Genomic DNA, 26,018 nt, shown 5'->3' with positions numbered 1-26,018 from the left:
TAATAACCCTTCATATAAATTGAGGATGTCATATGGACATTCATACTATAATTGGTATTAAAATAAAAAACCGGAGAAAAGAACTCGGTCTATCTGGAGCTAATTTAGCTAATAAATTAAATTTAAGTCAACAGCAAATCTCACGTTATGAAAATGGAATTAATAAAATACCTATCAATCATTTAGTTGATATCGCTGAAGCGCTAAATTGCCCCATTGAATGGTTTTTCCAAGGTTATACGAGTGGATTAAAAAATGAAAAAAATGATGAATCCGAACATATCAATAAAGAACGACAGTATGTTGCTGAAAGCATAATTGTTGATTTGAAATAAGTCTTCTATAATAACTACGAATTATCATTTTTAATATAAAATAAAGGCTGACTCTAAATATAAAATCAGCCTTTATTATTAAATAAAATACTTTTAATAATTAATCATATGTAATATCAAAGCGCATTTGAGCATAAACTTCACCGGGTGAAGTTCTGTCTTCATATTGAAAATAACGAGCGGTAAGTTCTATATCGATATCTTTTGTATCATTATTATTTAATGATGCTACACGATATGGGCGGCCAAAATTGATTGGGCTTTTATCTTTTCGTTCTATAACTTGAACACCAATTCCTTTTGCTGGGCTATAGGTACTTTGGTTTGCTAAAACACCGTTTACTTGAGTCCCTGTCGCTTTTATCCCGCTAAAAGTAACATCAATATTAGTCTTACCCGTAAAACTAGTACCGCCACTACATTTCAACTTTATGGTAAAATCTTTTTCACCTGCAGGTTGGTCTCTCGCTGTTAATTGAACTCGTTTTATAGGGTCTAACATTACATTTTGATTTTCACCACTTGTCACTTGGCAGGATGGAGAAACGATAGTAATAGCATTTGCATCTAAATAACTAACTAAGATTGGACTGTTATTAGGTTTATATCCATAAGTGGTATAAATACCACTTGCTAGTGTTCCGGTTCCTGTATATTTAGCCGTTTTTATTATACTTAGCGTAAAAGTAGAATCATTTAATGACATTGGGGTACTATAATATCCCACATTTGTAGGAAAAGTACTTGGGTAAGTCATAGAATGCTGCCGACCCGATGAGCGGTGGAATTTTAAACCAATACCTTCAACATTCGTTTGGTAAACTTTCCCACCAATATCGCGTAAATCAGGCATGACCACTTCAGCCTCAATATTCACCTTTCCACGACACCAGAGGTAGGTTTGGTTAGTATTCATTGAATAATCTTGTGTTTTAATTACACTCCCAACCGGAAGGTTAGGATCTACAACAATTTTTCCAAGTCTCATATCTACTCTATATGCCGGCTGACTTGTTCTTTCGCAACTATTCATATAGATGTATCCAGGGCGCCCATTATTTGCAGATACGCCATTTGCGGTAAATAGTAACCCTACCCCAATATACCAAAACCATTGATTTTTTATTGACATAGAACTTCCTTACTATTTCCTGCAGCTAATGAGAATGTACATTGACCTTTATCCCACGTAATAATGGCATTAGTTGCAATTTCACTGCTAATGAACACCATACCACCTTGCCCAACAATACCGATTGCCTCACCTTTTTGGTCTGTCACATTAGCGCCAAATGGTAGTGGTTTGTTATTAGATCTTTTAACGTTATAAACCACATTTTTTTCAATCTTAGTACCAAATTTAACCTTAACGACACTACCTTCATAAGGAACTATCTGTGATGACATATTTTCAAAAATAATATCTTCAGAACTGCCTTTCGGGTCAATTTCGATTTTATTAGTGCGATAAGCTCTTACATAAGGCGCAATAGCATAACCATGACTATCAATTGTCGTCCCCATCGCCCCTACCACTGATGCACCTTCTGCGTCTTTCGCCTCAATCAATGCAATTGTGGTTGCATTATTCGGCGTTAGCGTTATTCCACCGGAGTGCAAAACTAATGACCCATTTGCGCCTACACCATATTGGCGATAACCTTCACCTTGGCTGTAATTCGCATTTGTATTGACCGACGATGTACGGTAGCTAGTATTAAGACCGATATTTTTCGCACCACCATTTGCAACTGAGGTATTGATTCCGTATGTCCAATTATTATCACGGTCAAACGTACCACTGGTACCTATTTGGCTACTTCCGAACTTTTCATTATTAAATGTAGTATTAGACGTTAAGGTGGACACCTGATTCTCTCCCCAATAAAGAGGAATGCTCAAGTTCACACCGAGCCTGTCATCTTTTTTATCATGGCTATTTTGTGTATATACCCTCATAAATGACAAACCATATGAAAGGCGATTGATGCTATTGTTGTAACTTAGTTGATATTGTTTTTCTGTTCCTGACTTATCCCAATAACTTGAAATACGCCCCATGAAATAAATTCCACCGTAACCTTCAGGTAAATTTTGGTTAATAGTGTAACTGAAACCATTTTTTTCACGCCCTAATGTATCGACAACGCCACGTTTATCGTTATCAATAGCATAAAGTGCATTATTAATATTGTAATAATCTTTCGTTGAATATCGATATGCTGCTAACACAAGATTAGTGTCTGTTTCAGTGAATAACTTATTAAATGTAAAACGATAACTTTGCCCATAATCTGTACGATGATTAAATACAATGCGAGATTGCGTTACATCAATTGCAACCGCACCAATCCCAGTATTAATACCACTTCCTAACAAATAAGCTTGGTAATCATCAAAAGCAGTGACCCCACCATAAAGGGTAAATGTATTATTAATCCCATGCTGAAGAGTCGCTTGCATAACAAAAGGACGATTTCTTAAATTTTCAGAATCAGATTTACCGCCCGCTATTTGGTAACGCGTAAACCCTGGACGTAATAATTGTGCTAACGAAGAATACGGCACACTAAAATTAGTCTCGCTACCATCAGCCTCTTTTACTGTAACATTCAAATCATTACCATAACCCGATGGGTAAACATCATTCAAACTAAATGGCCCAGGAGACACGGTTGTTTGATAAATAATATTGCCATTTTGCCGAATCGTCACTAAGGCATTACTTTGAGCGATCCCCCGAATTTCAGGCGCATAAGTTGTCATCCCATCTGGATACATATTGTCATCCGTTGTTAGCTTAGCCCCTCTTAAGCCAATACTATCGAATAAATTACCATCCGTATAAAACTGCCCAATAGTCGCTTTTGATTTTAGTGCGGCAATGGGCCTTTGCAGATAAGTTTGATTGCTATTCCATTCAGAACCTGTAGAACGTTGCCAACCCAAATTCCCTATATGTTTCAATAGCCAACCATCATAACTTAAGCCAGCATTAACGCCTAAATAGGCGCTAGAGCTATTTGAACCTTGGTTTCCACTGATATGGCTATCATAGTAATTAGCCATATAGCCAATATTTAATGCAGGAATTCCTGTTTCCCAAAATTGCGAAGAAACATAACCCCGAGAAATTTTTTGTTCGTAAATTTGCGGTACAGAAATATCTAAACGTAGTGTCGACGTATGAAATATATCTTTAACTTCTTTGTCGCTGTTCCACTCATCCAACGGCAGACAAGTAGCACTGTTTTTATCAATTGATGGATTAAATTTTTCAGTATCAATACCTAAGTTTGAAAGTAACTCTCGGGTATAACAAACCCCTAATTGTTTATTTTTTTGTTCTTCAAAATTAAGTTCGTAACGCCCTTTCCAATCATTATTCGTATATACATCAACTGAATACTTTCCTGGACTAATCCCTGTCGCATTAAAACGGTCTAAATCAACGTTGTCTTTACTTCCCATAATAAAGCCACTATTGAATTCATAGGTTTCTTCTTCAGCTGAGGCATGGAATACGGGAACAATCCATGACGTAATAAAGCAGACTACAGAGAGTGTATTGCTATATTTATTGTTTAACTCTCGCTGTTTCATTATATATTCCTATTTTGCAGTTAGAGTCACCGCAACATCTGAACCATAGTCATTAATATTGTTAACAACAACCTTACTGCCAGACTTAATTGCCTGCTTTAATTCAACTAATGTTTGATTTTTGGGTTCTATTAAAACAGTTTTATCTGTAAGGCCAACCTTTCCATCGGTGGATATTTTTGTGACCGTAATATAAAAAGGTGTTGGATTTTCAATAACAATATTCTTACCATTTGTTTTGATAACTAACTGTTCAGGAGCTAATTCTCGGCTACCTAGCCCAACAGGCCGGTAAAAAAACTTAAAACGAGAACGAATTGCTAGCTGTAAAACATTCTGCATTTCCCCATCTTTGCCTTTTACAGTAGGCGGAATATCTAGAATATTAAGCCACCATAAACTTTCCCTATCTTGGGGAATTTGCCCTTTATCCATTAACTTTATGCGTAAATTTTGACCACCCTTTGCTTCTACTCGAGAAACAGGAGGAGTAATTTGAAATGGGGTTTTTATCGTATCAGGTGTTTCTGATGCATTACCTGTATCAAGCCAAGCTTGAGCAACCGCAGGACGTTCTGCTGTATTTGAAAGTTGTACGGTGATCTCTTTCTCATCTCCAGGGTAAATAAACCTCGTACCATTAACAATTATATTGTTAGCAAACGAATTAATACTGAAGATAAAGCAACATGCTAATACGATAGCTTTCATTTAAACCTCAAAACATAAAAGCGGCAGTGTTCTACCGCTTATTGCAATAATATCCATTAGTGTTTTACTACAACGTCTAATAACACTAACTTAAAACAACCAACCTATTCTTATTGATAAGTGATTTCGTAAGTTGCGTAGCTTTTAACTTCACCTGCAGTAACTTCTGTTGGTTTATCGGTGATATAACCTACGTAATATTGGAAACGTGAACCTTGGTCAATTTGGGTAATAAGTTCGGATGGTTGTTGATTGTCGCCGCCTGGTACGATGAATTTTTTAGCATCATCAGCCGATAAGACAAATTGGATATTCTTCGCACCAGTAGAATCAGTATTCGCTAAATAACCTAATTTTTCGCTACCACTTAATAAGTTACCACCAGTCCACACCACACCGATCGTTTTAGCGTTGCCGCCAACTGATGTTGCTGAACAGTTAGTCACATCAATTGCAAATGTTTTTGGTTTTAATAATGTACCTTTACCACCTGCTTGAATTTCTTCCAATGAAATTGGTGCTAAGTATACGCTTGCATCGCTACCTTGACCGTCAACAGAAACAGTACAAGAAACATCAGTTACTTTACCGTTAAAGTTAACTTGGCCACCGCCAACTTTATTTGCTGCATTAGCTGTTGATAAGCCGATGATTGTTGTAGCAACAGCGGTCAGTAGTACTTTCTTCATTTTCATTTCCTAATATGAGATTTTTATTCTTACATTTAAAGAACTTATTAAGTTTTTATTTAATTTATTGGTAAATAAAGAAAAATAAAAACTCCACCGCATATTGAATACAGTTAGTCATTTATGTTTCATTTTTAAACCATTTTTACTAATGCAAATAAATATCTTTCTTAATTAGTCCTATTTAGAATTTATAATCATATGCTCTATATGATTTCGAAGAGAGGATACATAATAACTTAAATTTTATTAAATCGTTTTTTTCATCACTTATTAATTTTTTGATAGGTAAAGACTATTAAAACAAACCTATTGATTGAGCATTTTGATGTGCTGATTCCACTAATTTACTCGTACAAAGCTTAATATTTAGATTTTAATATCTATTAATTTTGTATTATCTTATTTTAATTCAACCAAACTAAAAAATGAAAATTATTATAAAATACAAAAATCGTTATAATTGGATTGAATACATATTTTAATTCACATTTTGATACTTTCTGTCGCAAAATATCCACAATATTAATCTAATAATGAATATCACATAAAGGCTCAAACATTAATATAATTAATATTTATTGATCTGTGAAGATATGTAATACCCGTCAATTACAAATATTAAATTTCGAATTATTATGCTTGAATATCAAATTAACACACTATGGGTGTATAGGCGTTCTTTTATATTAACAGTCTGCTTTGGTCGTTATTAAAGTTTAAAAATGTGAATTTTTACGAGGTAAATGTCGATTTTAATCAAAATTAAAAAATAAATGGAATGAGGGAAATAAAAATGATAAAGGAAATAGCGATAAAATCGCAATATAATCCTTTATTCATTCAACTTGATCTTGTAGTAAAAACCAGAATACCAAATTATTTAGCCGAAGCTATGTTAAAAAAAATTATCATTATTTTTGATATAGGATAAGAAACCCCGATTAATTGTACAAACTATAAACTGTGTTATATCAATTTTCTTGCTTTATAACCTAATGAAAATAATGATGTTTTCTTAAAACGAACACCCCATGGAAATGTGATCTATGCATCAATTTTTAACATTAAGAATATTCCTAAATAACTCATTGCGTGTGTTAAAGTGTGACCAAATCCAAAAAGCCATCGCTAAAAGATGATGTTTTACTCTATTACTTATCCACTAGCAGACAGTTTAACGTCTTTTTGGCAAATCAATCACTCTAATAAGACTAATTTATTTAGCAATTACATAACATAAGGTAGCTGTTTCTATTTTAGTACAACAAATTACCGGTTATGAGACATTAGTGGATAAAAATATTTTATATCAATAATTTGCCATAAACAGATGAGGTCATCCTTACTAAATCTATATGAAGCTATCAAAATATTGCCTCCCCCCTTATGATGAGCTTAATAAGTATTAGTCCTGTTATTACATCGCTATTTAGTTGATCAAATGACAAAAATACGCTGACAACTAGTAGTAATATCGGCTAATTTCAAGAAATAATTAATGCAAAATAGAAATATTATTGGATTGGAACTGTTAGATTGGAACTACAGCAAAATCTTCACTAAGTTTTCGCTGTAGCAGTAATCAAGAAGTGAATAATTGGTTAATGTTCGTTCTGACGGTATAGAGCCCACTCTTCTATTTTCTCACCTGAGGGCAAGATACAGTACCCGAGTTGCCCTTGCTCTGTTCTCTTAATTTCTAATTTCCCACCAATTTGTTCACAATACACCGAAGCAGGGTTGGCCATGCCTACCGCTTTTGACTCAATTGCGGTTGTATTGGAAACACATCCGGAAATAGCAGCAAAACTCACTAACATAAGTGTTTTCTTCATAAGAAATATTCTTTAGTTAATTTGGAACGTTCATTTATTATTATGGAATGAGACGAATATAAACTGATTTTATTAATAAATAAAAGCCATTTTACTTACGCCTTTTGTTGTCAAAAAGGACAATCAAAATGCCAAAAAAGGCAATTAGCAAACTGCCAATAATATAATTCTGCCTATCAAATGCCAGCCCTGAATCCTTCACACTCTCACCATAAACGATAGGAATACTTACATCCATATTGTAAGAAATAATCGCGGTAATGAGACCTATAATTGTGAGTACCACACCAAATGTTTTCATTTCCATCCTCCATGTTACTCTTACAAGAAATAGATTAGCTAAGTATCTTGAGAAAAGCAAAATGAGAGGTCACAAATCATCATTTTTCCTCAAATAAAAATATTATGGTTTTAAGATATAACATAAAAAATTGTGAGAGGTTGGTTTTAAAGATAGATTTTCATGCAGTTAAAATTTTAAGACTGATAAGGCTAATAACTAGAAGGCAATATTGAATATTTATTGAAAACTTCTATAACTAATAGAATAAATAATCACACCTTGTAGTAGTGTGATTATTATTTACTTTCATTTAACACACTATAATGCACCAATTAAAATGAATAAATCATCATCGATGCAACTTGGCTAAATTTTTCAAAAAAAGAAATTATTGCCGGTAAAATAGCAATATTTAGAATGGCAAATAAGCCTACAGTTGAAAGTGATATTTCCATAATAACTTACTGTATCATAGAGGGTTACTACTACCCCCTACCCATCGGCCTATTCATAATGTGTTCTTCCCAATCCACCACATCAATTTCTCTGACCGCGATATGGCGAACAGACACGCCTTCATTATGCATTGCCGCTTTAGAGCCGGTTTTTAATGGGTGCCAGGCCGGGAGAGGCTTCCCTTCTAATAACAAACGGTAAGCACAAGTGCTTGGCAGCCATCCAAATGTTTCTAAGTTATAGCGATTAAGTTTTATACAATCCGTTTCATAACTGAAGCGGTCTTCATAATGCTTACACTGGCAAGTTTTTAGATTTAGCTGATTGCAAGCGACATTAGTAAAATAGATTTCATCTGTATCTTCATCCATTAATTTGTGTAAGCAGCATTGCCCGCAACCATCACAGAGAGATTCCCATTCTTCATCCGTCATTTCATCTAAAGTTTTAAATTGCCAGAACTGCGACATAATACTTTTTAATCCTATACTTAAATAACCCGTGTAGTCAGCGAGTGATCATTAATTGATAATTTTAGCATATCACCAGAAGCTAATGGGCCAACACCTTCAGGTGTACCCGTTAAGATGACATCCCCTGCACGTAATGTGAAAAAGCGGGACATATAGCTAATCAGAGGTAAAATTGGCGTGATCATATCACGCGTTGAGCCCTCTTGGCGAACTTCACCATTTATTTCCAGAGAAAGCTGAACATTTTGTAAGTCATTTGGGTTACTAATAGGAATAAAGCCAGAAATTGGACATGAACCATCAAATGATTTGCTTTTTTCCCATGGCTGACCTGCTTTTTTAAATTTAGCCTGCAAATCACGTAAGGTTAAATCTAATGCAACTGCATAACCGGCGATAGAACGTGATACACGATCTTCATCTGCATTTTTTAATGGCATACCAATTAAGATTGCCATTTCAATTTCATGATGAACAGCACCAAAATCTTTTGGAATAACAATTGATTGAGTAATATCACACAAGGCAGTTTCTGGTTTAATAAAAATAACAGGTTCTTCCGGTATAGCAGACCCCATTTCTTTTATATGCTTTGCATAATTACTACCAACACAAACAACTTTATTTGCAGGGAAATCCAGTAACGCACCTTGCCAGTCACGATGTTGATACATAATAGTACTCCTATTATCGTTATTGTATTTTATTAGCGATACCATCTGCCATCATGCATACACTCAATGCAAAATAATACGAGCGGTTCCAATGCATAATGGTTCGAAAATTTTCGGTCACTAAAAATGTCCTGCCTTCAGGGTCATCCGGAATAACCACCCACGTTTTTACGCCTGAAGGTAACTGAGCGAATGCAGGTAATGTAACACCTAGTTCTTGCCATTCACTAACAGATCTTCCTTGTTCTGCTTTTACACCTTCCAACGTTTTATTAAAATCTACAGGTAAGTTAACTTGGTAACCCCATGGTAATTTAGCTTGCCAACCTTCTGTTGATAAATAATTAGCGATGGATGCAAAAACATCAGATTTATTATTCCAAATGTCCATTTTACCATCACCATCACCATCTGCTGCATAAGACAAATAAGAGGTTGGCATAAATTGACTCTGGCCCATCGCTCCAGCCCATGAACCTTTGAGCTGTTGATCTTCTGGGATATAACCTTTATCCATTATCTCAAGCGCAGCTAAAAGTTGTTTGCTAAAAAGCGCTTCTCTTCGTCCTTCAAAAGATAATGTCGCGAGTGCCGAGATAACATCTTCTTTACCCTGTGAGCGCCCAAAACCACTTTCTAATCCCCATAATGAAACAATAAACTGAGGTGGAACGCCATATTTATCACTTATAGCATCTAGAGTGGATCTGTTTTCTAAATATTTGTCATAGCCTGCATTGATACGCGATTGTGGTAATACGTTTTTTAAATAGCTTGCTAACGTAACCGTCGCCCTTTTCTCTGGTTGGCCTTTATCTGCTTTCACTACACGCTCAATAAAATGGATATTAGCAAAAGCACGTTCAATGGTGGCAGGCTTAATCCCCTGTTCAATAGCATGTTCTTTCAGTAATTCCACATAAGCAGGAAATTGTGATGGTTCACGTTGTTCAATAGGAAATGCTTTATCTAAAGCAACGACTTCTTGCGCTATAGCCGCATTTTGTTCTGCTGTAATCGGTTGAGTAACAATTGATTCGTTATGAGTTGCAGAGCAACTTGTTAAAAACAAACCAGCGACTAATGTATATAATAACGTTGGTTTCATTTGTCTCCTCCAGACTGTCATTGCTTTTCAGGATTTTCTTAATTTGCTCTAGTTATTCAGTTCTTTGTGTTCTGAAAGCAAATTTTCCACCGGAGGTGGGAATTGTAAGTAATAACCAACTTCTAAGAGGTCAGATTTAACCTTTGCCAAGTCAGCATTGGCGAGCTTTTCACGCTTATCTAATGAGACAAGCATAGCAAATTGAGGTGTACCAAATTGGGCTAATAATTCATCAGGAACACGTGAAAAATCATCTTTCTTCTCAATATAAAGATAAGTTTGGTCACGTTTAGGGCTTCTATAAATTGCACAAATCATTATATTTAACTCTTTTTCTTAGTTCATTAGCTTGCTTGAAGTATATAGTAACTATAACATGCTATTGTTTTACAGAATATCTTCACCCGAGGATTGTTTCGGAAATTTTAATTTGCTGAGTCTGGATAGATGCCACAATCGCCAATAGAACTTAAAGGCAGCAGTTTTACTCTTTCAGTTATTCACTTATACAGTGAAGAGCCTAAACTCATCAAAAAAGCGCTGCAAGATAAAGTAAATCAAGCTCCTGATTTCTTTAAAAATGCTCCTGTCGTGATTAACATTGCTGAATTATCCCCAAATGTAGATTTACAGAGCATTCATCGTTCTGTTATATCTGCGGGATTACGTATTGTTGGGGTTAGTGGGTGTACTAACCCGCAAATGCGACAAAAAGCAAACGATGCTGGTTTACCGATATTAAGCGAAGGTAAAAGTCAAAAACCTGTTGAGATTCAGCCTGAGCCTCAGGCTGCTACAGTTCAAACTGAGCCTTTATATCGTAAAACTCGTATTATCAATACCCCTGTTCGCTCTGGACAACGTATTTATGCACCAAATAGTGATCTGATCGTCACAAGTAATGTTAGTGCAGGTGCAGAACTATTAGCAGATGGTAATATCCATATTTATGGCGTGATGCGAGGCCGTGCATTAGCAGGGGCCTCCGGCGATATTGAAAGTCAGATTTATTGTACTCATTTGCAAGCTGAGCTGGTCTCCATTGCAGGTGAATATTGGCTGAGCGATCAAATCCCTGCTGAATTTCTCGCCAAAGCAGCTAAACTTTGTTTAGTTGATAACAAACTTAATATCGAATATTTAAATTAGACCTTATTTACAAGGAATTATTCATGGCACGCATAATTGTAGTGACTTCAGGTAAAGGTGGCGTTGGTAAAACTACTTCAAGCGCGGCCATAGCTACTGGCCTGGCACAAAAAGGGAATAAAACGGTGGTGATCGATTTTGATATCGGCCTACGTAACCTTGACCTCATCATGGGGTGTGAACGTCGAGTAGTCTATGACTTCGTAAACGTTATCCAAGGTGATGCAACCCTGAATCAGGCTTTAATCAAAGATAAGCGCACCGAAAATTTATTCATTTTACCTGCTTCGCAAACACGCGATAAAGACGCATTAACGCGTGAAGGGGTAGGAAAAATTCTTGATGAATTAAGCGATGATCTTGGTTTTGACTTTATTGTTTGTGACTCCCCAGCAGGTATTGAAAGTGGCGCTTTAATGGCACTCTATTTTGCTGATGAAGCCATTATCACTACCAACCCGGAAGTGTCTTCTGTCCGTGACTCTGACCGTATTTTGGGTATTTTAGCATCAAAATCACGTCGCGCAGAAAAAGGTGAAGACCCCATTAAGGAACACTTATTATTAACACGCTATAACCCTGGCCGTGTAACCCGTGGCGATATGCTAAGCATGGAAGATGTTCTGGAAATCTTATGTATTCCTTTGATTGGTGTTATTCCTGAAGACCAATCTGTACTGCGCTCTTCTAACCAAGGTGAACCGGTCATTTTGGATACAGAATCTGATGCAGGCCAAGCCTATGATGATTGTGTTGCTCGTATTTTAGGTGAAGATCGCCCTATCCGTTTCATTGAAGAAGAGAAAAAAGGTTTCTTAAAACGCCTATTTGGGGGATAAATAATGGCTTTATTGGATTTCTTTCTGTCGAGAAAAAAAACGACAGCGAATATCGCAAAAGAGCGATTACAAATCATCGTTGCAGAACGCCGCCGTGGTGATAGCGAGCCCCCATATCTTGCAGATATGAAAAGAGATATTTTGCAGGTTATCTGTAAGTATGTCCAAGTTGACCCTGAGATGTTATCAGTGCAATTTGAGCAAAAAGGGGATGATATTTCTGTTCTTGAACTAAACGTTACGCTACCTGAAGGTGACGAAATAAAAACAACAACAGAAGAAAAGTAATTTGCAAAGAAAGCCGCTGTCTAATTTTAGGATTAATTCAATAGGTCGCGGCTTGCTTTTATCTTATTAATATAAAACAATAAATTAAGAACTACCCTCGGGCGCTAATTTCAAACAGCTATTCAGGTTGAAAGCCCACCGCTATTAGGCAATTTATAACTCGAATTCAATTGACAATGTTATCTGTTTTTTTAAACCCTCTGGTGGTATGCCAACAGGGCGACTCTTTGCTATAGCCGTCAACGCAGCTTGGTCGAGTTGTGTATGCATAGAAGACTTAGCAATACTCACCCTTGTTATCTCTCCCGATGACGTAAGCGTAAAATTCACCAGAACCTTTCCTTGAATATGGGTATTTCTCGCTTTTCTTGGGTAACGTTTATGGCGCTCTATTTCTCTACGTAATTTATCAATATAAGATTGATAATTCGCACTTATATTATCCCCTACTGCCCTCGTATTTTGCGCACCCTGTTCCCCTGCGGCATTTGATAAAGTACTATTTTGGCCAGCTTGCTGTTCTTGTTTTACATCATCGTTTTTTTTATTTTGTTGTTGTTCTTTCCGCTTAATCACTTTTTTATTTGGTTGTTTTTGTTCTTTTTTCTCGATAACTTTTTTCTGTACATCCGAAACTTTATTTTCATCACTATGCGTACTTTTTTTATTAGCAACTTTGATTACCGCATTTTCATTTTGTTGCGGTTCAGAAAGTAAACCGCCAGTTAGTTTATTATTTAATGTGACATCACTTATTTGCTTTTCAATTACATTTTGCGTCAATGCAATAGAGATAATCGCCGCCTTTATTGGCGTATAAATTTGTGCGTGACGTGTTTTTTCAGCACTTAAGCAATAAAAAACGATACCAAAATGAAATAATAGCGAAACCATAACAGCAAAATTAAAACGTAGAGTAAGCATTTTAATATCCCTAATAGCCCCTTCGCTAATGCCAAAACATAACTACATCAACGAAGGGGAATCCCTTTTAGAAGCGACTTGTTACATTGAAGCGTATAGTTCTACCCGGTGCCGGCATCATACTGCGGGTTAGAGGATCAATATAATATTCATCAAATAAATTTGTAGCTAATAATTCAAACGATAGGTCTTTATTAAACTGGTAATTAACATAAGCATCAGCAGTAAAAACCGCATTCCAGCTCATTGGGCTATTATTTAATGGTGCATATGAGAATGGATATTTATCTATCATTTCCGCCTCATCCTCATTTTTTGCTTTACTGTGATAACGCATACGGCTACCCACTTCCAAGCTTTCATCTAAGAAACGTAAACCTAGGTTGGCATGAATACTGTATTTGGGTTGCAATTGAGTACGTAAATAGCCGCCGGGGAACCCAGCTGTTGTACACTCTGAGCCCCCAAATTTATTATAGGGGTCCATCACCATCAATGAGACTTCATCACAAACTTCATTTTTTAAGCGGTAATCTACCCCTAAGTCACCAAATACCCAGCCATTATCATAACGTGCCAATAGTTCCAAACCAGCTGTGTTATGTTTATCAACCTGCGTAAAGACTAACCTGTCGTTCCTATCAAAGGCATTTGTGACTACGGTGTTGTAGTAATTTATACGTAAGTCAGCATGATTTTCTGCCGCAACCAGTTCTTGGAAATTACGCACATATCCCAGTTCTATTGTATGGCTACGTTCTGGCAAATAAACCGGTGGCACATAGTTTGCTTCACGTCCCCCTGAAAAACCAATAGTGTCTTCAAAGATACTTGGCATTCTAACGGTCTCTAAATAACGCCCAAATATTCGGTCGTTCTCTGTTAGGTAAATAGTTGCTCCTAACGCTGGCGCCCAAGCCGATTCTTCATTTCTTTTTGGCGCTTTAAATTTTTGGTCATCTGTGAACATAACTTCATCTGTTTTTTTATTACTAAGCGATCCCAATCGATATTTTTTCGCTTTTAAACCTGTTACGGGATCTATTATTTCTTCTTTTAAATCAATCTCGCCATTATAGAATGGGTTATTTTTGCGTATAAACCGGTTATTTTCATCGACCTTCCATTTCACTATATTGTTTCTTTCTGTAATTCTAAACTCAAATTTTTTTCTATTTATATCCTCTCGATAGCTAGCATCACTTAATGAATTAGCTTTCATTTTTAGTGCTTTTTCGATAAAAATTCTCTGATTATAAAGTTTTTCTTTTATATCTTCGTATGTATTCCCTTTATCATCAACATACTGCTGTATTGTTTGGTATTCTTCTGCACTTAATAAACGGGATAACCTATAGTTTCGAGCGGTTATATGGCTATAGGGCGCATAATTTACATCTTTGGCCGCAATGCGTCTCTCTTTTAATAAATCCCTTGACCAATAGCTAATATATTGAGCCCCCGCATTCAGGCTTAACCAATCAGTAGGCTGCCAATCAAACCGAATAGTACCATTATATTCCCGACGCTTACCTTCCCTTGGGATAGCACGGAACATGTTCCCCTTGGGGCTAGAATCCGAATTAAAAATATCTTCACGACTACCAATGGTTTCATCAATTAAGCTTCCCATTAAAGTCACTTTAAATTCAGGTGTAATTTGAAACTTATTGGATAATGAAACACCATAGCGATCGTTAAGTTGGTTTAATTTAATGCCATCAACTAAGGTGCCATTAATGGCAGGGTTTTTAGCCACATTTTTATCTCGACCAAATTCATAATTCCAATCTCTTTCCATTGGTTCCCTAGGCTGGCCACCTGCGGTATTTGAGTTTAAATTAGTTTTTGTCAACCAATAACCTAAGCGAAAATCAATCCAACCAATGGACTCAGGTTTGAACGAATAATTGGCGTAAAAAGTATTTAGCGCCAAGTAAGCCAAAGGCCATTGCGGAATTTTCCCCTCAAGATCATGATAACGAATTTGTGATGGCATAATTTCGCCATAATGACTCACTGTACGCATATAACCCAGAGATAAATCTTGCGCATTCGGTAACATCAAATTTAATTTAGTCAACAACGTCGACATTTCATTCGAGGTATTCGCCACCTCTGTATTTGGCCCGTAAATTCTGGCTACAAAGGGTATATAGGGGTCTATCGCCTTATTTGTGTTATTAGGGTCATAGGTAATAATATCATCATAAAATTTATCCGCCCCACGGCGCCCTGCAAAATAGTTGCCTTGGTTGCGGTAGCTGTATGCCAGCATCAAATCAAACTTTTCTTGCCGTGTTCCAACGGCAATGCGTGCTGCGTTATCTTGCAGATTAAAGAAATTGGCGTTACCTTTACTACGAGCATCAACAAGCATTTCGTGATCTTGAAAATAAATTCCACGAAACTTCTGCATGTCTAACGTACTCAATAGGCGCTTATCATCACGATAATCTATACCGTGGTTTAAATGGTTAATCCGCGGCTTTGTAGAGTTACTCGATGTTTCTAATTTAATATCAAAACCAAATTTGTCATTTTTATCCATAACATCGTCAATACCAATGGTGGTTATCGCCACTCCACCGCCTGTCGATGTACGCACATTACGGTCTAGCGTTGCGCTTTTCATTACTTTAATACTGCTAATCATATTCGGGTCGATATAATTGCGGTTATTCGCCCCGTTATAGCCACGCCACACAGTGATAGCCTGTTCTGTGCCATCCACAGTCACCGGAACACGCCCTTGCCCCTGTATCCCTCGTACATTGGGGTCTATCGCCCCGCTATTACGGGCGTCACCACTATATACCCCTACTGCATGGTTAATGGTGTCTGCGGGGTTAGTGCCTTTATAACGATCAATTTCTTCTTTACTAATATAAATGTTTGATTCGTCTTTATCATATTGGTCGTCCGCCCCTTTTCTATCACGCTCTTTGATAGTGGTCGCTTTATCATTTACCACAATAGAGCCGATGTTTTCGCTTTGTTGGGCGTAGACTAAACTTGCAATACTGCTAATAGATAACCCTGTCACGATATTAATGGCTATCACTGTTTTGATTTTCATTATCTGTTCCGGTGAAAATTAAAATTTCTTGGTGAAATTGACACCGACTTCACTTTGCTTAAAAGAATAAATAATATCTGCCGTGCTTTTATTCACTTGGCTATTAAAATAAATAGAAGGTGTAAAGGTTAATATTTTATTTTTATCAAATGTCACTTGGGCATTTAAATATCTATTTTGATCTTTTCTTTTTACATTTAAATACACATCAAACTGTTCGAAATTTGTTTGTTTGTAACCTACCGCAACAAGAAAATCACACAGTCCGGTGACCTTTAAAAAACCGGCTCTAATCCCATACTGTGAATAACTATCACTATTGCGTTGTTTTTCCCGATTGGCTCCATGTATTCCTCCAAAAGCGACTAACTGAGAATCAACTAAATAGGTCCCAAATAGTGAATAGATCCATTTATCACCATCATTAAAACTATACTCATGAGGATGCGTTTTATTTTTATATTCAAAATCACCTAAAATAGTTACTCGATGATTTAACGTATATTCTGTTGCTATTTTTCCTCCTAGGCTTAAATTATAATATTGGTTATCATGCCATTTGGCTTCAAATATGGGCAATATGCCGATTTTTGTATTCGCATTCTCAAATTGATAACCCCCGCTAACAAATATATTTATTTTTCTAGCCGTGACTGTTTTCATCGGTTCTAACCCAAACGCACCAAATGATAATAGCCCTGAATGGTTACCCACGAGAGGAAAACGCTTTGTTGATTTAATGTAATAATGCCATTTTCCACCTGCAATAGACTGATTGCTGCTATTCATACATTTACTACGAAAACAGTACATTTCACGGCTATTTGATGCTTCATTTAAATTAAAATCATAACTTGAACCTAGCTTAACCATTCCTTGCCAGCGATTTTTATTCTCTAAATATATTATTTTATTTTCAATATATTCAGCTAACTTACTTGATATTCCCCCGCTATATTTTGTTTTTATATTTTGATATATCGATAATGCTGCCTCATAATGTTTAACATAAGTTAGTGCTCGAGCAAGTTTTAACTCAACCAAAAGCATATTAGGCTTGTGAATTAAAATTTCATTATATAACCTGATTGCCAAGTTATATTCATTATTTAACATCGCCTTTTCAGAGTAAATATATTTAACCAATTCTTTATCATGGTCTTTATGACTAACATAGTTATCAATGATTTTATTTATTACATCAAAATCCCTCTGCTGAATTAGATCATAAAGAATAAAGCCAAGCTCGTCGATATTTTTTTTACTATATTTTACATTATTTATTTCTGATTGATGTTTTTTGTTACTATAACCACTTAGATCATTAGTAACCTCTTCGTTTACATCTTGAACTGCCTGTATTGAGTGTAGAGGGAAAAACAATAACAAAGTTATATATATTAAATTTGTTTTTTTATTAAAAATAAACATATTAAGGCTACCATTTTAATGATAAAAATAAAAAAGTAGACAAAATTCCTTTTGCCTACTTTTTTTATCCAATTATATTTTCAATAATGATTAATCTTTCTGCCCACCAAATGCCGTGTCTAACTCACGATGGTTATCATAAGAAAGAATACCCGCCACTTGTTCTGCATTCTCACCAAATAGTTGCCCCATGCTGTTACCATAATGTGTTTCATTGGCAATGGCAGTACCGCTAAACTTACCATCCTCTTCAATGTTCCCCACCATGGAGTGGCTATTCGTTCCTTCTAATGCACCTGTATATGATTTATCCGCAAAATTTGCATTAAACCAACCCGTCTGTTTTGCTTCACCTGCGAATTGGTTAATGCCTGCTATAGTATAATTCGCTTGGCCACTGGTTGGGACTTCTGTTGTTGCATTCGCACCGGAGAAATAAACCGTGTGCATTGCATCATCGGCTAAGCCAGTTTGTGACCAATCACCAAAATATACCTCGGCATCTGCAACTTGACTAAATTGGAACTTGCCCATGCCACCGTGCTGGCTACCGCCACTTTCCAAAACATAAACATTGTCTGGCTTTTGTGTTACCATATATTTTAAGCCAGAAAATGATATGGTTTTGCCTTCCTTCATAAAGCGAGAACCAATTCCCGGTGCACCGATACTCCCCCCGTGTGGCCCCATGGTTGATTGAGTTTTATCGACAATAATATTTGTTAGGCCATCATTATAATTTAAACTCTGATTTGATACCGTTTCTGCCATAACACCAACAGAAAATATAGAGAAAGATACTGCAACTGTAATTAATGATAATTTCTTCATTTGCACGTCCTTTTCAATAGAAGTTTGAATTAGGTATTTTTTTACAAAGACACATTAAATAAAAGTTTATTCTTTCCTTTAATGTTCGAGATTGAGTATATGCAAATGATTTTTATTTACAAATGAGGGGGATATAATTCAATTTTTTATTATTAGGCAATAAGAAAAAATAATCTTTTATTTTTTAAGTGGTTAATTAAAAACCCTATAGTATCTAATTTTATTTATTAGGGTTTTCATTAAGAATTAATTGTATTTTTAAGAGTAATTACAATTATTGGATAAAAGTAGAATAAATATATTGACAAACAATAAATAGAAATGAAATACAGGTGGAGAAAGTAAACTAGGTTATTTAAATGAGATACAAGAAGTACTCTTCTTGTACCTCATAATATGCTATACGCTTGCTAAGAGCTTTGCTATGGGCTCAGCGAGTAATCGCCCTCGCCAACCAGCCAATAGCTCAGGAGGTGTAGCTGAAGACTTTAACCCCCAATGAATAGACAGTAATTGGTTAATTTGCCGTCTAGAGGCCAATAATTCTGCATTAAATTTTTCGTTTTCAGCAATATCTTTAACCACTGCTTTAATTTCTTTAAACACGCTTTTGTATTGGCTCTGTTCAGTAATATTCGCCACCGGTGTTGGGTATTGGCTTTCATCAAGTTGTTTTGCTTGTTCGACAATCGCTAATAAACGCTTACCATGGCAACGAATTTCTTGCCCCGTTAAACCAAGTGCATCGAGTTCACCAAGAGAGCCTGGTAAATAGCGGGCTACTTTCCACAGGTGCTCTTCTTTCACTACAAAATTAACCGCCATATCACGTGCTTTAGCTTGGTTTAAACGCCATTGTGCTAATAATTGTAGGCAAGCAAGCTGTTCATCACGTAGTTGCCACGCATTATGGATATTCATGTAGGCTTTTTCTGGCTTTAGTGTTTTTTGCCGACGAGCCACAACACGTTGGCACTCATCTTTTGCATCTTCCAAATAGCCTGCTTCAGTCACTTTTCCCATTAAAATTTCAGCTAATGGTAGCAAATAAAGTACATCCGCCGCTGCATAATCACACTGTTTTTCGCTTAGCGGACGCGCGAGCCAGTCTGTCCGTGATTCACTTTTGTCGAGCTCAATGCCTAAATGTTCAGCAACCAATGACGCAAAACCACAAGAAATTGGGTAACCTAAAAATGCAGCCACAACTTGTGTGTCGATCATCGGCTCAGGTACACAATCGAAATCATGCATAAACACTTCGAGGTCTTCACTCCCCGCATGTAAAAATTTTAGTTGCTCTGGGTTGGTTAAAAGTGCTTTAAATGGGCTAAAATCCGTGATTAATAATGGGTCAATTAACGAAACTTGCTTTCCATCATATAGCTGTAGCAAACCTAGTTGTGGGTAATATGTTCGGGTACGAACAAACTCGGTATCCAAAGCGAGCCATGGTGCATTACTAGCCTCTTGGCATACTTGGGCTAATTCACTATCTGTAGTTACTAAACGATAATTCAAAACAAGTTTCTCTTTTTTATTTTCATCACAATGACGCCGGTTAAAACCGGCGTCATCTATTCTTTGTTTAAGACTAAACCACAATCATACTGGTGATTTTTCTCTTTGCAATTTTTCTTCATCACGTAGGTCTTTACGCAAAATTTTACCCACATTAGATTTTGGTAATTCATCACGAAATTCAAATATCTTAGGTACTTTATACGCGGTTAATGAACGACGGCAAAAGGTTTTTAGCTCATCACCCGTTAAATTCGCATTTTTCGTTACAACGAAAACTTTAACCGCTTCACCCGTACTTTCACTTGGTACGCCAATTGCGGCACATTCTATAACGTCTGGATGTGCCGAAATAACATCTTCAATTTCATTTGGATAAACGTTAAAACCTGAAACGATGATCATATCTTTTTTGCGATCAACAATACGAATATAACCTTCGCTATCTATTTCTGCGATATCCCCCGTCGCTAACCAACCATCCACTATCGTGTCCGCGGTAGAATCAGGCCGGTTCCAATACCCTTTCATGACTTGTGGACCTTTTACCCACATTTCGCCAGGCTCACCAATAGCGACTTCGTTGCCGTCGTCATCAAGGAATTTAACATCTGTTGACGGAACAGGTAAACCAATGCTTCCACTATAACTGGTTAAATTATAAGGATTACCCGTTACTAGTGGTGCACATTCTGTTAACCCATACCCCTCGAGTAAATGTTTCCCTGTCAGCTTCTGCCATTTTTCTGCAACGGCTTTTTGAACGGGCATTCCGCCTCCAACTGAAAGGCGTAAACGTGAAAAATCCAACTTTTTGAACTCTTCATTATGCAGCCACGCATTAAATAACGTGTTAACACCAGTAATTGACGTAACGGGATAACGTCCTAGTTGTTTTACGGTGTCAGGTACATCTCTAGGGTTGGTAATCAATAAGTTAACTCCCCCCACCGTAATAAATAGTAAGCAGTTAACTGTCAAAGCGAAAACGTGATACAGCGGTAAAGCAGTGACAACAAATTCAGCCCCAAATTTCAGTACAGGCCCGTAAGCCGCTCTTGCTTGCTCAATATTTGCTAACATGTTGCGATGAGTTAACATCGCCCCTTTAGCAACACCGGTTGTTCCACCGGTATATTGCAAAAAGGCCAAGTCATCACCGGTAATGTTAGGCTTAATGTACTGCATACGATAGCCATAATGCATAGCGCGGCGAAAGGAAATGGCGTCTGGTAAATTATATTTAGGGACTAAGCGTTTGACATACTTAACTACAAAATCAACGATTGTGGCTTTAGGACGTGAAAGTTGGTCACCCATACGCGTTAAAATGACGTGTTTCACTTTGGTATTGAAAACAATTTTTTCCAGTGTATGCGCAAAATTCGATACAATAACAATCGCTGTTGCACCGCTATCATTCAATTGATGCTCTAACTCTCTTGGGGTATAGAGTGGATTAACATTTACTACAACCATCCCTGCTCGTAATATCCCAAATAAAGCAATCGGATATTGTAATAGGTTTGGCATCATTAATGCGACACGATCCCCTTTTTTAAGGCCAAGTCCATTTTGTAAGTAGGCAGCAAAAGCGCGACTTCTCTCTTCAAGTTTCCGATAAGTCATCACCGCCCCCATGTTAATGAAAGCAGGTTGGTCGGCAAATTGAGAAACCGCATTTTCAAGTAACTCTGCTAGAGAAGCGAAGCTATCAGGATTGATTTCTTCCGGCACATCAGCAGGGTAATTTTTTAGCCAGATTTTTTCCAAAATGTTACTCCTGAATTTAGTGAAGTTATTATACTCAACATCTCTTTTAACAAATTATTAACTCAGCGTACCAGTTTGAAAAACAGACAATGTCAAGGTTGAGAGGTCTATCACTAAATAAATTTTGTTCCTTCAAGAAAAAACAAGGCGGACTAAGCCGCCTTGTTTGTCTTAAATTAGTTAAACAGATATAAATCTGTACAAGATTGCGTAATTATACATGATGTTACGTTGTTTTTGGAGAGCTTATCTAGTCACTTAAGAAAGGATTTAACCTATTACGTTAACTAAAGTCATTTTTATTGAAACTAAATTTTAGTTAATGTTTTTATTACGCACTTTCATCTGTTAGCGCTTATTTAGATAATCTTTTCTATATCAACAAAAAAGCCCCGCTATAAGCAGGGCTTTTAAATAAAGAAAGATAATCATTATTCTGTTAGATACGTTTGTACAGGTACTGGGCCTCCAGGATAACCGTATCCATAACCATAGCTCCACGGGTGGTTATAAAAATACGGGTCACCATAATAACCATAACCCCACGGGCCAGATGGCGGAAGCATGACACTTTGTGCAACATTCCAGCGTTGGAAACCTGTTACATCTAACGTGACATACTTATAAGGAACTTGCCCTACTTTTCCTTGTTGCTCCCCAGTGATTTTCCCCACCACAGTAATATAACGGTTAGTAAAATCACTTGGTTCACGAAAACCATTTAGGTACGCATAAATACGCCCAATAGAAGGGGAATTGAGTTCTGGCGCAGCATCATATTTATTTAATGCCATCACCGCAATTTCTAAACGTGTTCTTGCTGTTTCATTTTTAACTGCAAGCACTTTCCCGCCAAAACGTGCCTCCTGCCCAATATACATTTCAGGAGCATTTTGTACGGATGTTAAGTTATCTGTTGGGTTTTGCACCGAACCTTGAATTGAAGCAGGTATCGAAACACACCCTGTCAGTGCTAATATGCTTGCAACAAAAAGGCCTTTAAGTGCATTACGGCAGTTTAATTCAATGTTCATAGACCACCTCCGATTAGCGACATTATAAATTCAGGTAATACAGTTTTAAATAGCATTTAGCAAACAAAACACGATATGTTAAAAGTAGCCATAAGAATTCTATTATACCCTAATAATATCCTAAATTATTGAATGATTCGATTCGTATTTTTATTATTCAATATTGGATTTATTTTCTGTTTAATATAAAAAATTGGCTATATCACGTGATATAGCCAATTCAAATCAATTAATTTCCCATGTATTATTCACGACCAGGCAATTTTTTCCATGTAACTTCATTACGTAGGTAAGTAGGTTCGACGTTTTCAACGGCAACCACTTTTCCCTGTTGCCATAATTGCGCAGCAATGGGTAACATATCTTGCGCATCAGGCAGCGTAATATGGCTATTGGACAATGAAGCTGAGTCATTCAGCAATGAAGGATACGCTTCCCATCCAGTTCCTGCATAACTCCAAGCCCCTGAAAGCCCAGTAAATTTATTTTTAAAATCATCGGGAAGTAGAACAGCTTCGGTTTCTTCACCTAACCAGTGACCTTCAGATGTTCGCTGATATTGGGCACAATAAATTTCTGACATCCGTGCATCAATAGCCACTAATACCTGTTTATGCCCCGCTATACGAAAGGCGCCTTCGGCAAGTGTCATTAAAGAGGAAACGCCAATCATGGGTAAATTAGCTCCTAATGCTAACCCTTGTGCGATACCAACACCAATACGAACCCCAGTGAAACTTCCTGGGCCTCGCCCGAAAGCTAATGCATCTAACTGATTTAACCCCATTCCGGCTTCCGCAAGAACGTCCTCAACCATGGGTAAGATTTTTTGCGTGTGCTCACGGGGAGAAACCGCAAAACGAGAAATAATATCACCTTCACACCAAAGTGCGACTGAACAGGCTTCTGTTGCTGTATCAACAGCAAGAATACGACTCGACATGCCTAAACTCCGGCAAATTAATAGTTTCTAATTGAAAGATGCCGATTATATTAACATAAACGGCCGTAGGAATAGCAGAAAAACAAGGTGGGATTTACCTCGTTCTATTAACTTCTTGTCTTTTCTCTTCAAGAAATGCAATTGCTTTTTGTATACTTCTTGTTCGCGGTGATGGCGGAAGGCTACGTAAAAAAACCTCACCATAAGGACGTGTCACTAAGCGGTTATCACAAATAACGATGACACCATAGTCACTGGTATCACGAATTAACCGCCCGACACCTTGTTTTAAAGTAATCACGGCATCTGGTAATTGAACATCAGAAAAAGGGTCTCCGCCTCGTAATTCACAATCTTCGATACGCGCTCTTAATAATGGGTCATCCGGCGCAGTAAATGGGAGTTTATCGATAATGACACAAGTCAGTTCATCACCTCGCACATCAACCCCTTCCCAAAAACTACTGGTAGCAACTAAAACGGCATTCCCTGCTGAAATGAATTGGGATAACAGTTTATTTTTACTGCTTTCCCCTTGCATTAAGACGGGTAATGTCAATGAGGATTTAAACTCTTCGGCCAATTCACGCATCATCAGGTGCGATGTACATAAAAAGAAACAGCGCCCCTGATTTTTTTCAATCATAGGTCGTAGCATTGTTGCTAATTTTTGTGCTAGACCTCGTTGATTGAGCTCGGGTAAAAAACGGGGAACACATAATAAGGTTTGGCTTTGATAATCAAATGGGCTGGCTAATAATAACGTTTTTGCACTGACTAAACCTAAACGGTCAGTGAAGTGACTTAATTTTTCATTTACCGACAAAGTTGCTGATGTGAAAACCCAACTGCCTGGCGTACTTGCAATCATTTCGCTGAATTTATCTGCAACCGTTAAGGGGGTTAGCGCCAGTAAAAAATGGCGACCATAACTTTCAAACCAATAACTGTAACCCGCAATCGTCACATCTTTTAAACGATTCAAACGATTTCGGTAAATAGTGACGCGCTCAAAAATTGAGTCTAAGCTCTGTGATCGGCCTAAAGTGGTTTTAATCACTTCGTAACAAAGTTCAAGAGAATCATCAAGTAATGTCAATGCTCTTTGCACTTCAGGGCGTTTTAGTAAATCACGTAAATTACCACGAAAACTGTTTTCCCCCAAATTGAGCCGGAAATCCAGTGTACTTTGCGTGAGCCTATCTGCACTTTTTTGTAGTTGCACTTGGTCTTTTATCTCAGTTCGATAGGCCATAATCATATCGCGTGCAAGATCAAGTAGTTGACGACTGCTAAGTTGCTGACCAAAATATTGGCTGGCGATATCTGGAATTTGGTGCGCTTCATCAAAAATCATGACTTCTGCTTGGGGAATTAGCTCACCAAAACCCGTGTCTTTCACGACTCTATCAGCCATAAATAAATGGTGATTTACAACAACAATATCCGCTTCTAAGGCTTTACGACGTGCTTTTAAGACAAAACAGTCTTGGTAACGTGGGCAGTCGCTGCCGAGACAATTATCATTGGTACTCGTCACTAACGGCCAAACTGGGCTGTCTTCAGCGATATCATGGCAGGTACTCGTATCACCTAACTCAGATTCAATTGACCAACTGCGTAGCCTCACTACCGCTGACAATATTTCAGGTTCAAGACTACCACCACCGAGGGACTGTTGGTCTAATCGCTCTAAGCATAAATAATTTGATCGCCCCTTTAACAAGGCTGTACGCCCAGTGTAACCCATGGCATCAATAATTGTCGGTAAGTCCCGGTGATACAGTTGATCTTGTAAGGCTTTTGACCCCGTAGAAACAATGACTTTTTTTCCACTACGCAATGCAGGAACTAAATAAGCATAAGTTTTTCCTGTTCCAGTACCGGCTTCCGCCACCAGCACATGCTGCTGCTCAATCGACCCAGTTACTGCGTTCGACATCGTAACTTGTGCTTCTCGAGGCTGAAAACCGGGAATTGTTCTGGCTAAAAAGCCATCCGCAGAAAAATCGTCGTGCACTACAAGACCTATTTAT

23 protein-coding genes are annotated in these 26,018 nt (G+C 37.2%); 4 read left to right on the top strand and 19 right to left on the bottom strand.

The window, feature by feature from the left end:
• Positions 1-32 precede the first annotated feature (32 nt).
• Positions 33-335 carry a helix-turn-helix domain-containing protein gene (locus PR683_RS03735; RefSeq protein ID WP_109912175.1) on the top strand — a complete coding sequence of 101 codons (303 nt, stop codon included), beginning with the start codon at positions 33-35 and terminating at the stop codon, positions 333-335.
• 100 nt (positions 336-435) lie between these two features.
• Here PR683_RS03735 and PR683_RS03730 read toward each other — a convergent pair whose 3' ends face one another.
• The 10 genes from PR683_RS03730 to PR683_RS03685 all read right to left on the bottom strand — a co-directional run bounded on the left by PR683_RS03730 (position 436) and on the right by PR683_RS03685 (position 10,488).
• Positions 436-1,467, bottom strand: a complete 1,032-nt coding sequence (locus tag PR683_RS03730; protein ID WP_164528882.1) for a fimbrial protein — start codon at positions 1,465-1,467, stop codon at positions 436-438.
• Positions 1,458-3,938, bottom strand: coding sequence for a fimbria/pilus outer membrane usher protein (locus PR683_RS03725; RefSeq protein ID WP_109912174.1), 2,481 nt, complete (start codon positions 3,936-3,938; stop codon positions 1,458-1,460). The genes PR683_RS03730 and PR683_RS03725 overlap by 10 nt, the downstream gene beginning before the upstream one ends.
• A 9-nt stretch (positions 3,939-3,947) precedes the next feature.
• Positions 3,948-4,649 (bottom strand): fimbrial biogenesis chaperone, encoded by a 702-nt coding sequence (locus PR683_RS03720; protein ID WP_102140365.1) that lies wholly within the window; start codon positions 4,647-4,649, stop codon positions 3,948-3,950.
• 110 nt (positions 4,650-4,759) lie between these two features.
• On the bottom strand, positions 4,760-5,338 hold the full coding sequence (locus tag PR683_RS03715; RefSeq protein ID WP_004910744.1) for a fimbrial protein: 579 nt from the start codon (positions 5,336-5,338) through the stop codon (positions 4,760-4,762).
• Between the two features lie 1,604 nt (positions 5,339-6,942).
• Positions 6,943-7,176 carry a putative hemolysin gene (locus tag PR683_RS03710; protein WP_109913289.1) on the bottom strand — a complete coding sequence of 78 codons (234 nt, stop codon included), beginning with the start codon at positions 7,174-7,176 and terminating at the stop codon, positions 6,943-6,945.
• Between the two features lie 91 nt (positions 7,177-7,267).
• A complete protein-coding gene (locus PR683_RS03705) occupies positions 7,268-7,477 on the bottom strand; it encodes a hypothetical protein (protein ID WP_004910742.1) in 210 nt (69 codons plus the stop codon).
• Positions 7,478-7,944: 467 nt separating this feature from the next.
• On the bottom strand, positions 7,945-8,385 hold the full coding sequence (locus PR683_RS03700) for a YcgN family cysteine cluster protein (protein WP_004910740.1): 441 nt from the start codon (positions 8,383-8,385) through the stop codon (positions 7,945-7,947).
• Positions 8,386-8,405: 20 nt separating this feature from the next.
• Positions 8,406-9,062, bottom strand: coding sequence for a fumarylacetoacetate hydrolase family protein (locus PR683_RS03695; RefSeq protein ID WP_004910738.1), 657 nt, complete (start codon positions 9,060-9,062; stop codon positions 8,406-8,408).
• 19 nt (positions 9,063-9,081) lie between these two features.
• Positions 9,082-10,170 carry a lytic murein transglycosylase gene (locus tag PR683_RS03690; protein WP_004910737.1) on the bottom strand — a complete coding sequence of 363 codons (1,089 nt, stop codon included), beginning with the start codon at positions 10,168-10,170 and terminating at the stop codon, positions 9,082-9,084.
• A gap of 48 nt (positions 10,171-10,218) precedes the next feature.
• The gene (locus PR683_RS03685; protein WP_004910736.1) at positions 10,219-10,488 is read right to left on the bottom strand and encodes a YcgL domain-containing protein; all 270 of its coding nucleotides are present in this window, start codon (positions 10,486-10,488) and stop codon (positions 10,219-10,221) included.
• A 129-nt stretch (positions 10,489-10,617) separates the two neighbouring features.
• Here PR683_RS03685 and minC point away from each other — a divergent pair, with 129 nt between their 5' ends.
• From minC to minE, 3 genes are read left to right on the top strand one after another with little or no spacing between them, the layout of a single operon-like run.
• The gene (gene minC / locus PR683_RS03680; protein WP_004910735.1) at positions 10,618-11,319 is read left to right on the top strand and encodes a septum site-determining protein MinC; all 702 of its coding nucleotides are present in this window, start codon (positions 10,618-10,620) and stop codon (positions 11,317-11,319) included.
• A 23-nt stretch (positions 11,320-11,342) separates the two neighbouring features.
• Positions 11,343-12,158, top strand: a complete 816-nt coding sequence (gene minD / locus PR683_RS03675; protein WP_117161948.1) for a septum site-determining protein MinD — start codon at positions 11,343-11,345, stop codon at positions 12,156-12,158.
• Positions 12,159-12,161: 3 nt separating this feature from the next.
• Complete coding sequence (minE, locus tag PR683_RS03670) at positions 12,162-12,446, top strand: cell division topological specificity factor MinE (protein ID WP_004910733.1); 285 nt, start codon at positions 12,162-12,164, stop codon at positions 12,444-12,446.
• Between the two features lie 153 nt (positions 12,447-12,599).
• On the opposite strand, the gene PR683_RS03665 is transcribed toward minE, so the two are convergent.
• The 9 genes from PR683_RS03665 to PR683_RS03625 all read right to left on the bottom strand — a co-directional run bounded on the left by PR683_RS03665 (position 12,600) and on the right by PR683_RS03625 (position 26,002).
• On the bottom strand, positions 12,600-13,370 hold the full coding sequence (locus PR683_RS03665) for a TonB family protein (RefSeq protein ID WP_110731912.1): 771 nt from the start codon (positions 13,368-13,370) through the stop codon (positions 12,600-12,602).
• 67 nt (positions 13,371-13,437) lie between these two features.
• A complete protein-coding gene (locus tag PR683_RS03660) occupies positions 13,438-16,449 on the bottom strand; it encodes a TonB-dependent receptor domain-containing protein (protein WP_117161950.1) in 3,012 nt (1,003 codons plus the stop codon).
• Between the two features lie 18 nt (positions 16,450-16,467).
• Positions 16,468-17,880, bottom strand: a complete 1,413-nt coding sequence (locus PR683_RS03655) for a surface lipoprotein assembly modifier (protein WP_196719521.1) — start codon at positions 17,878-17,880, stop codon at positions 16,468-16,470.
• Positions 17,881-17,970: 90 nt separating this feature from the next.
• Entirely contained in the window at positions 17,971-18,711 is a 741-nt protein-coding gene (locus tag PR683_RS03650) for a Slam-dependent surface lipoprotein (protein WP_210845657.1), read from the bottom strand.
• A gap of 399 nt (positions 18,712-19,110) precedes the next feature.
• Positions 19,111-20,232 carry a ribonuclease D gene (gene rnd / locus PR683_RS03645; protein WP_004910722.1) on the bottom strand — a complete coding sequence of 374 codons (1,122 nt, stop codon included), beginning with the start codon at positions 20,230-20,232 and terminating at the stop codon, positions 19,111-19,113.
• Positions 20,233-20,316: 84 nt separating this feature from the next.
• Positions 20,317-22,005: a long-chain-fatty-acid--CoA ligase FadD gene (gene fadD, locus PR683_RS03640; RefSeq protein WP_004910720.1), complete on the bottom strand. Its 1,689-nt coding sequence runs from the start codon at positions 22,003-22,005 to the stop codon at positions 20,317-20,319.
• A 431-nt stretch (positions 22,006-22,436) separates the two neighbouring features.
• On the bottom strand, positions 22,437-23,039 hold the full coding sequence (locus tag PR683_RS03635; protein ID WP_228367015.1) for a Slp family lipoprotein: 603 nt from the start codon (positions 23,037-23,039) through the stop codon (positions 22,437-22,439).
• A gap of 244 nt (positions 23,040-23,283) precedes the next feature.
• The gene (tsaB, locus tag PR683_RS03630; RefSeq protein ID WP_115167294.1) at positions 23,284-23,982 is read right to left on the bottom strand and encodes a tRNA (adenosine(37)-N6)-threonylcarbamoyltransferase complex dimerization subunit type 1 TsaB; all 699 of its coding nucleotides are present in this window, start codon (positions 23,980-23,982) and stop codon (positions 23,284-23,286) included.
• 94 nt (positions 23,983-24,076) lie between these two features.
• Positions 24,077-26,002, bottom strand: a complete 1,926-nt coding sequence (locus tag PR683_RS03625) for an ATP-dependent DNA helicase (protein ID WP_209101458.1) — start codon at positions 26,000-26,002, stop codon at positions 24,077-24,079.
• Positions 26,003-26,018 lie beyond the last annotated feature (16 nt).

This window comes from Providencia sp. PROV269 (assembly GCF_028477785.1).
In the GTDB taxonomy this organism is placed as follows: Bacteria; Pseudomonadota; Gammaproteobacteria; order Enterobacterales; family Enterobacteriaceae; genus Providencia; species Providencia rettgeri.
The sequence above is the reverse complement of the archived record's forward strand: the minus strand, read 5'-3'. Positions and strand labels throughout refer to the sequence as shown.

Bases quoted from the DNA above. Each gene is read 5' to 3' on its own strand.
- PR683_RS03715 (WP_004910744.1), bottom strand. From the start codon at position 5,338: ATGAAGAAAGTACTACTGACCGCTGTTGCTACAACAATCATCGGCTTA.
- minD (WP_117161948.1), top strand. From the start codon at position 11,343: ATGGCACGCATAATTGTAGTGACTTCAGGTAAAGGTGGCGTTGGTAAA.
- PR683_RS03700 (WP_004910740.1), bottom strand. From the start codon at position 8,385: ATGTCGCAGTTCTGGCAATTTAAAACTTTAGATGAAATGACGGATGAA.
- PR683_RS03730 (WP_164528882.1), bottom strand. From the start codon at position 1,467: ATGTCAATAAAAAATCAATGGTTTTGGTATATTGGGGTAGGGTTACTA.
- PR683_RS03660 (WP_117161950.1), bottom strand. From the start codon at position 16,449: ATGAAAATCAAAACAGTGATAGCCATTAATATCGTGACAGGGTTATCT.
- PR683_RS03710 (WP_109913289.1), bottom strand. From the start codon at position 7,176: ATGAAGAAAACACTTATGTTAGTGAGTTTTGCTGCTATTTCCGGATGT.
- PR683_RS03735 (WP_109912175.1), top strand. From the start codon at position 33: ATGGACATTCATACTATAATTGGTATTAAAATAAAAAACCGGAGAAAA.
- PR683_RS03655 (WP_196719521.1), bottom strand. From the start codon at position 17,880: ATGTTTATTTTTAATAAAAAAACAAATTTAATATATATAACTTTGTTA.
- PR683_RS03720 (WP_102140365.1), bottom strand. From the start codon at position 4,649: ATGAAAGCTATCGTATTAGCATGTTGCTTTATCTTCAGTATTAATTCG.
- tsaB (WP_115167294.1), bottom strand. From the start codon at position 23,982: ATGTCGAGTCGTATTCTTGCTGTTGATACAGCAACAGAAGCCTGTTCA.
- PR683_RS03725 (WP_109912174.1), bottom strand. From the start codon at position 3,938: ATGAAACAGCGAGAGTTAAACAATAAATATAGCAATACACTCTCTGTA.
- minC (WP_004910735.1), top strand. From the start codon at position 10,618: ATGCCACAATCGCCAATAGAACTTAAAGGCAGCAGTTTTACTCTTTCA.
- minE (WP_004910733.1), top strand. From the start codon at position 12,162: ATGGCTTTATTGGATTTCTTTCTGTCGAGAAAAAAAACGACAGCGAAT.
- PR683_RS03635 (WP_228367015.1), bottom strand. From the start codon at position 23,039: ATGAACATTGAATTAAACTGCCGTAATGCACTTAAAGGCCTTTTTGTT.
- PR683_RS03665 (WP_110731912.1), bottom strand. From the start codon at position 13,370: ATGCTTACTCTACGTTTTAATTTTGCTGTTATGGTTTCGCTATTATTT.
- PR683_RS03685 (WP_004910736.1), bottom strand. From the start codon at position 10,488: ATGATTTGTGCAATTTATAGAAGCCCTAAACGTGACCAAACTTATCTT.
- PR683_RS03650 (WP_210845657.1), bottom strand. From the start codon at position 18,711: ATGAAGAAATTATCATTAATTACAGTTGCAGTATCTTTCTCTATATTT.
- PR683_RS03690 (WP_004910737.1), bottom strand. From the start codon at position 10,170: ATGAAACCAACGTTATTATATACATTAGTCGCTGGTTTGTTTTTAACA.
- PR683_RS03705 (WP_004910742.1), bottom strand. From the start codon at position 7,477: ATGAAAACATTTGGTGTGGTACTCACAATTATAGGTCTCATTACCGCG.
- PR683_RS03695 (WP_004910738.1), bottom strand. From the start codon at position 9,062: ATGTATCAACATCGTGACTGGCAAGGTGCGTTACTGGATTTCCCTGCA.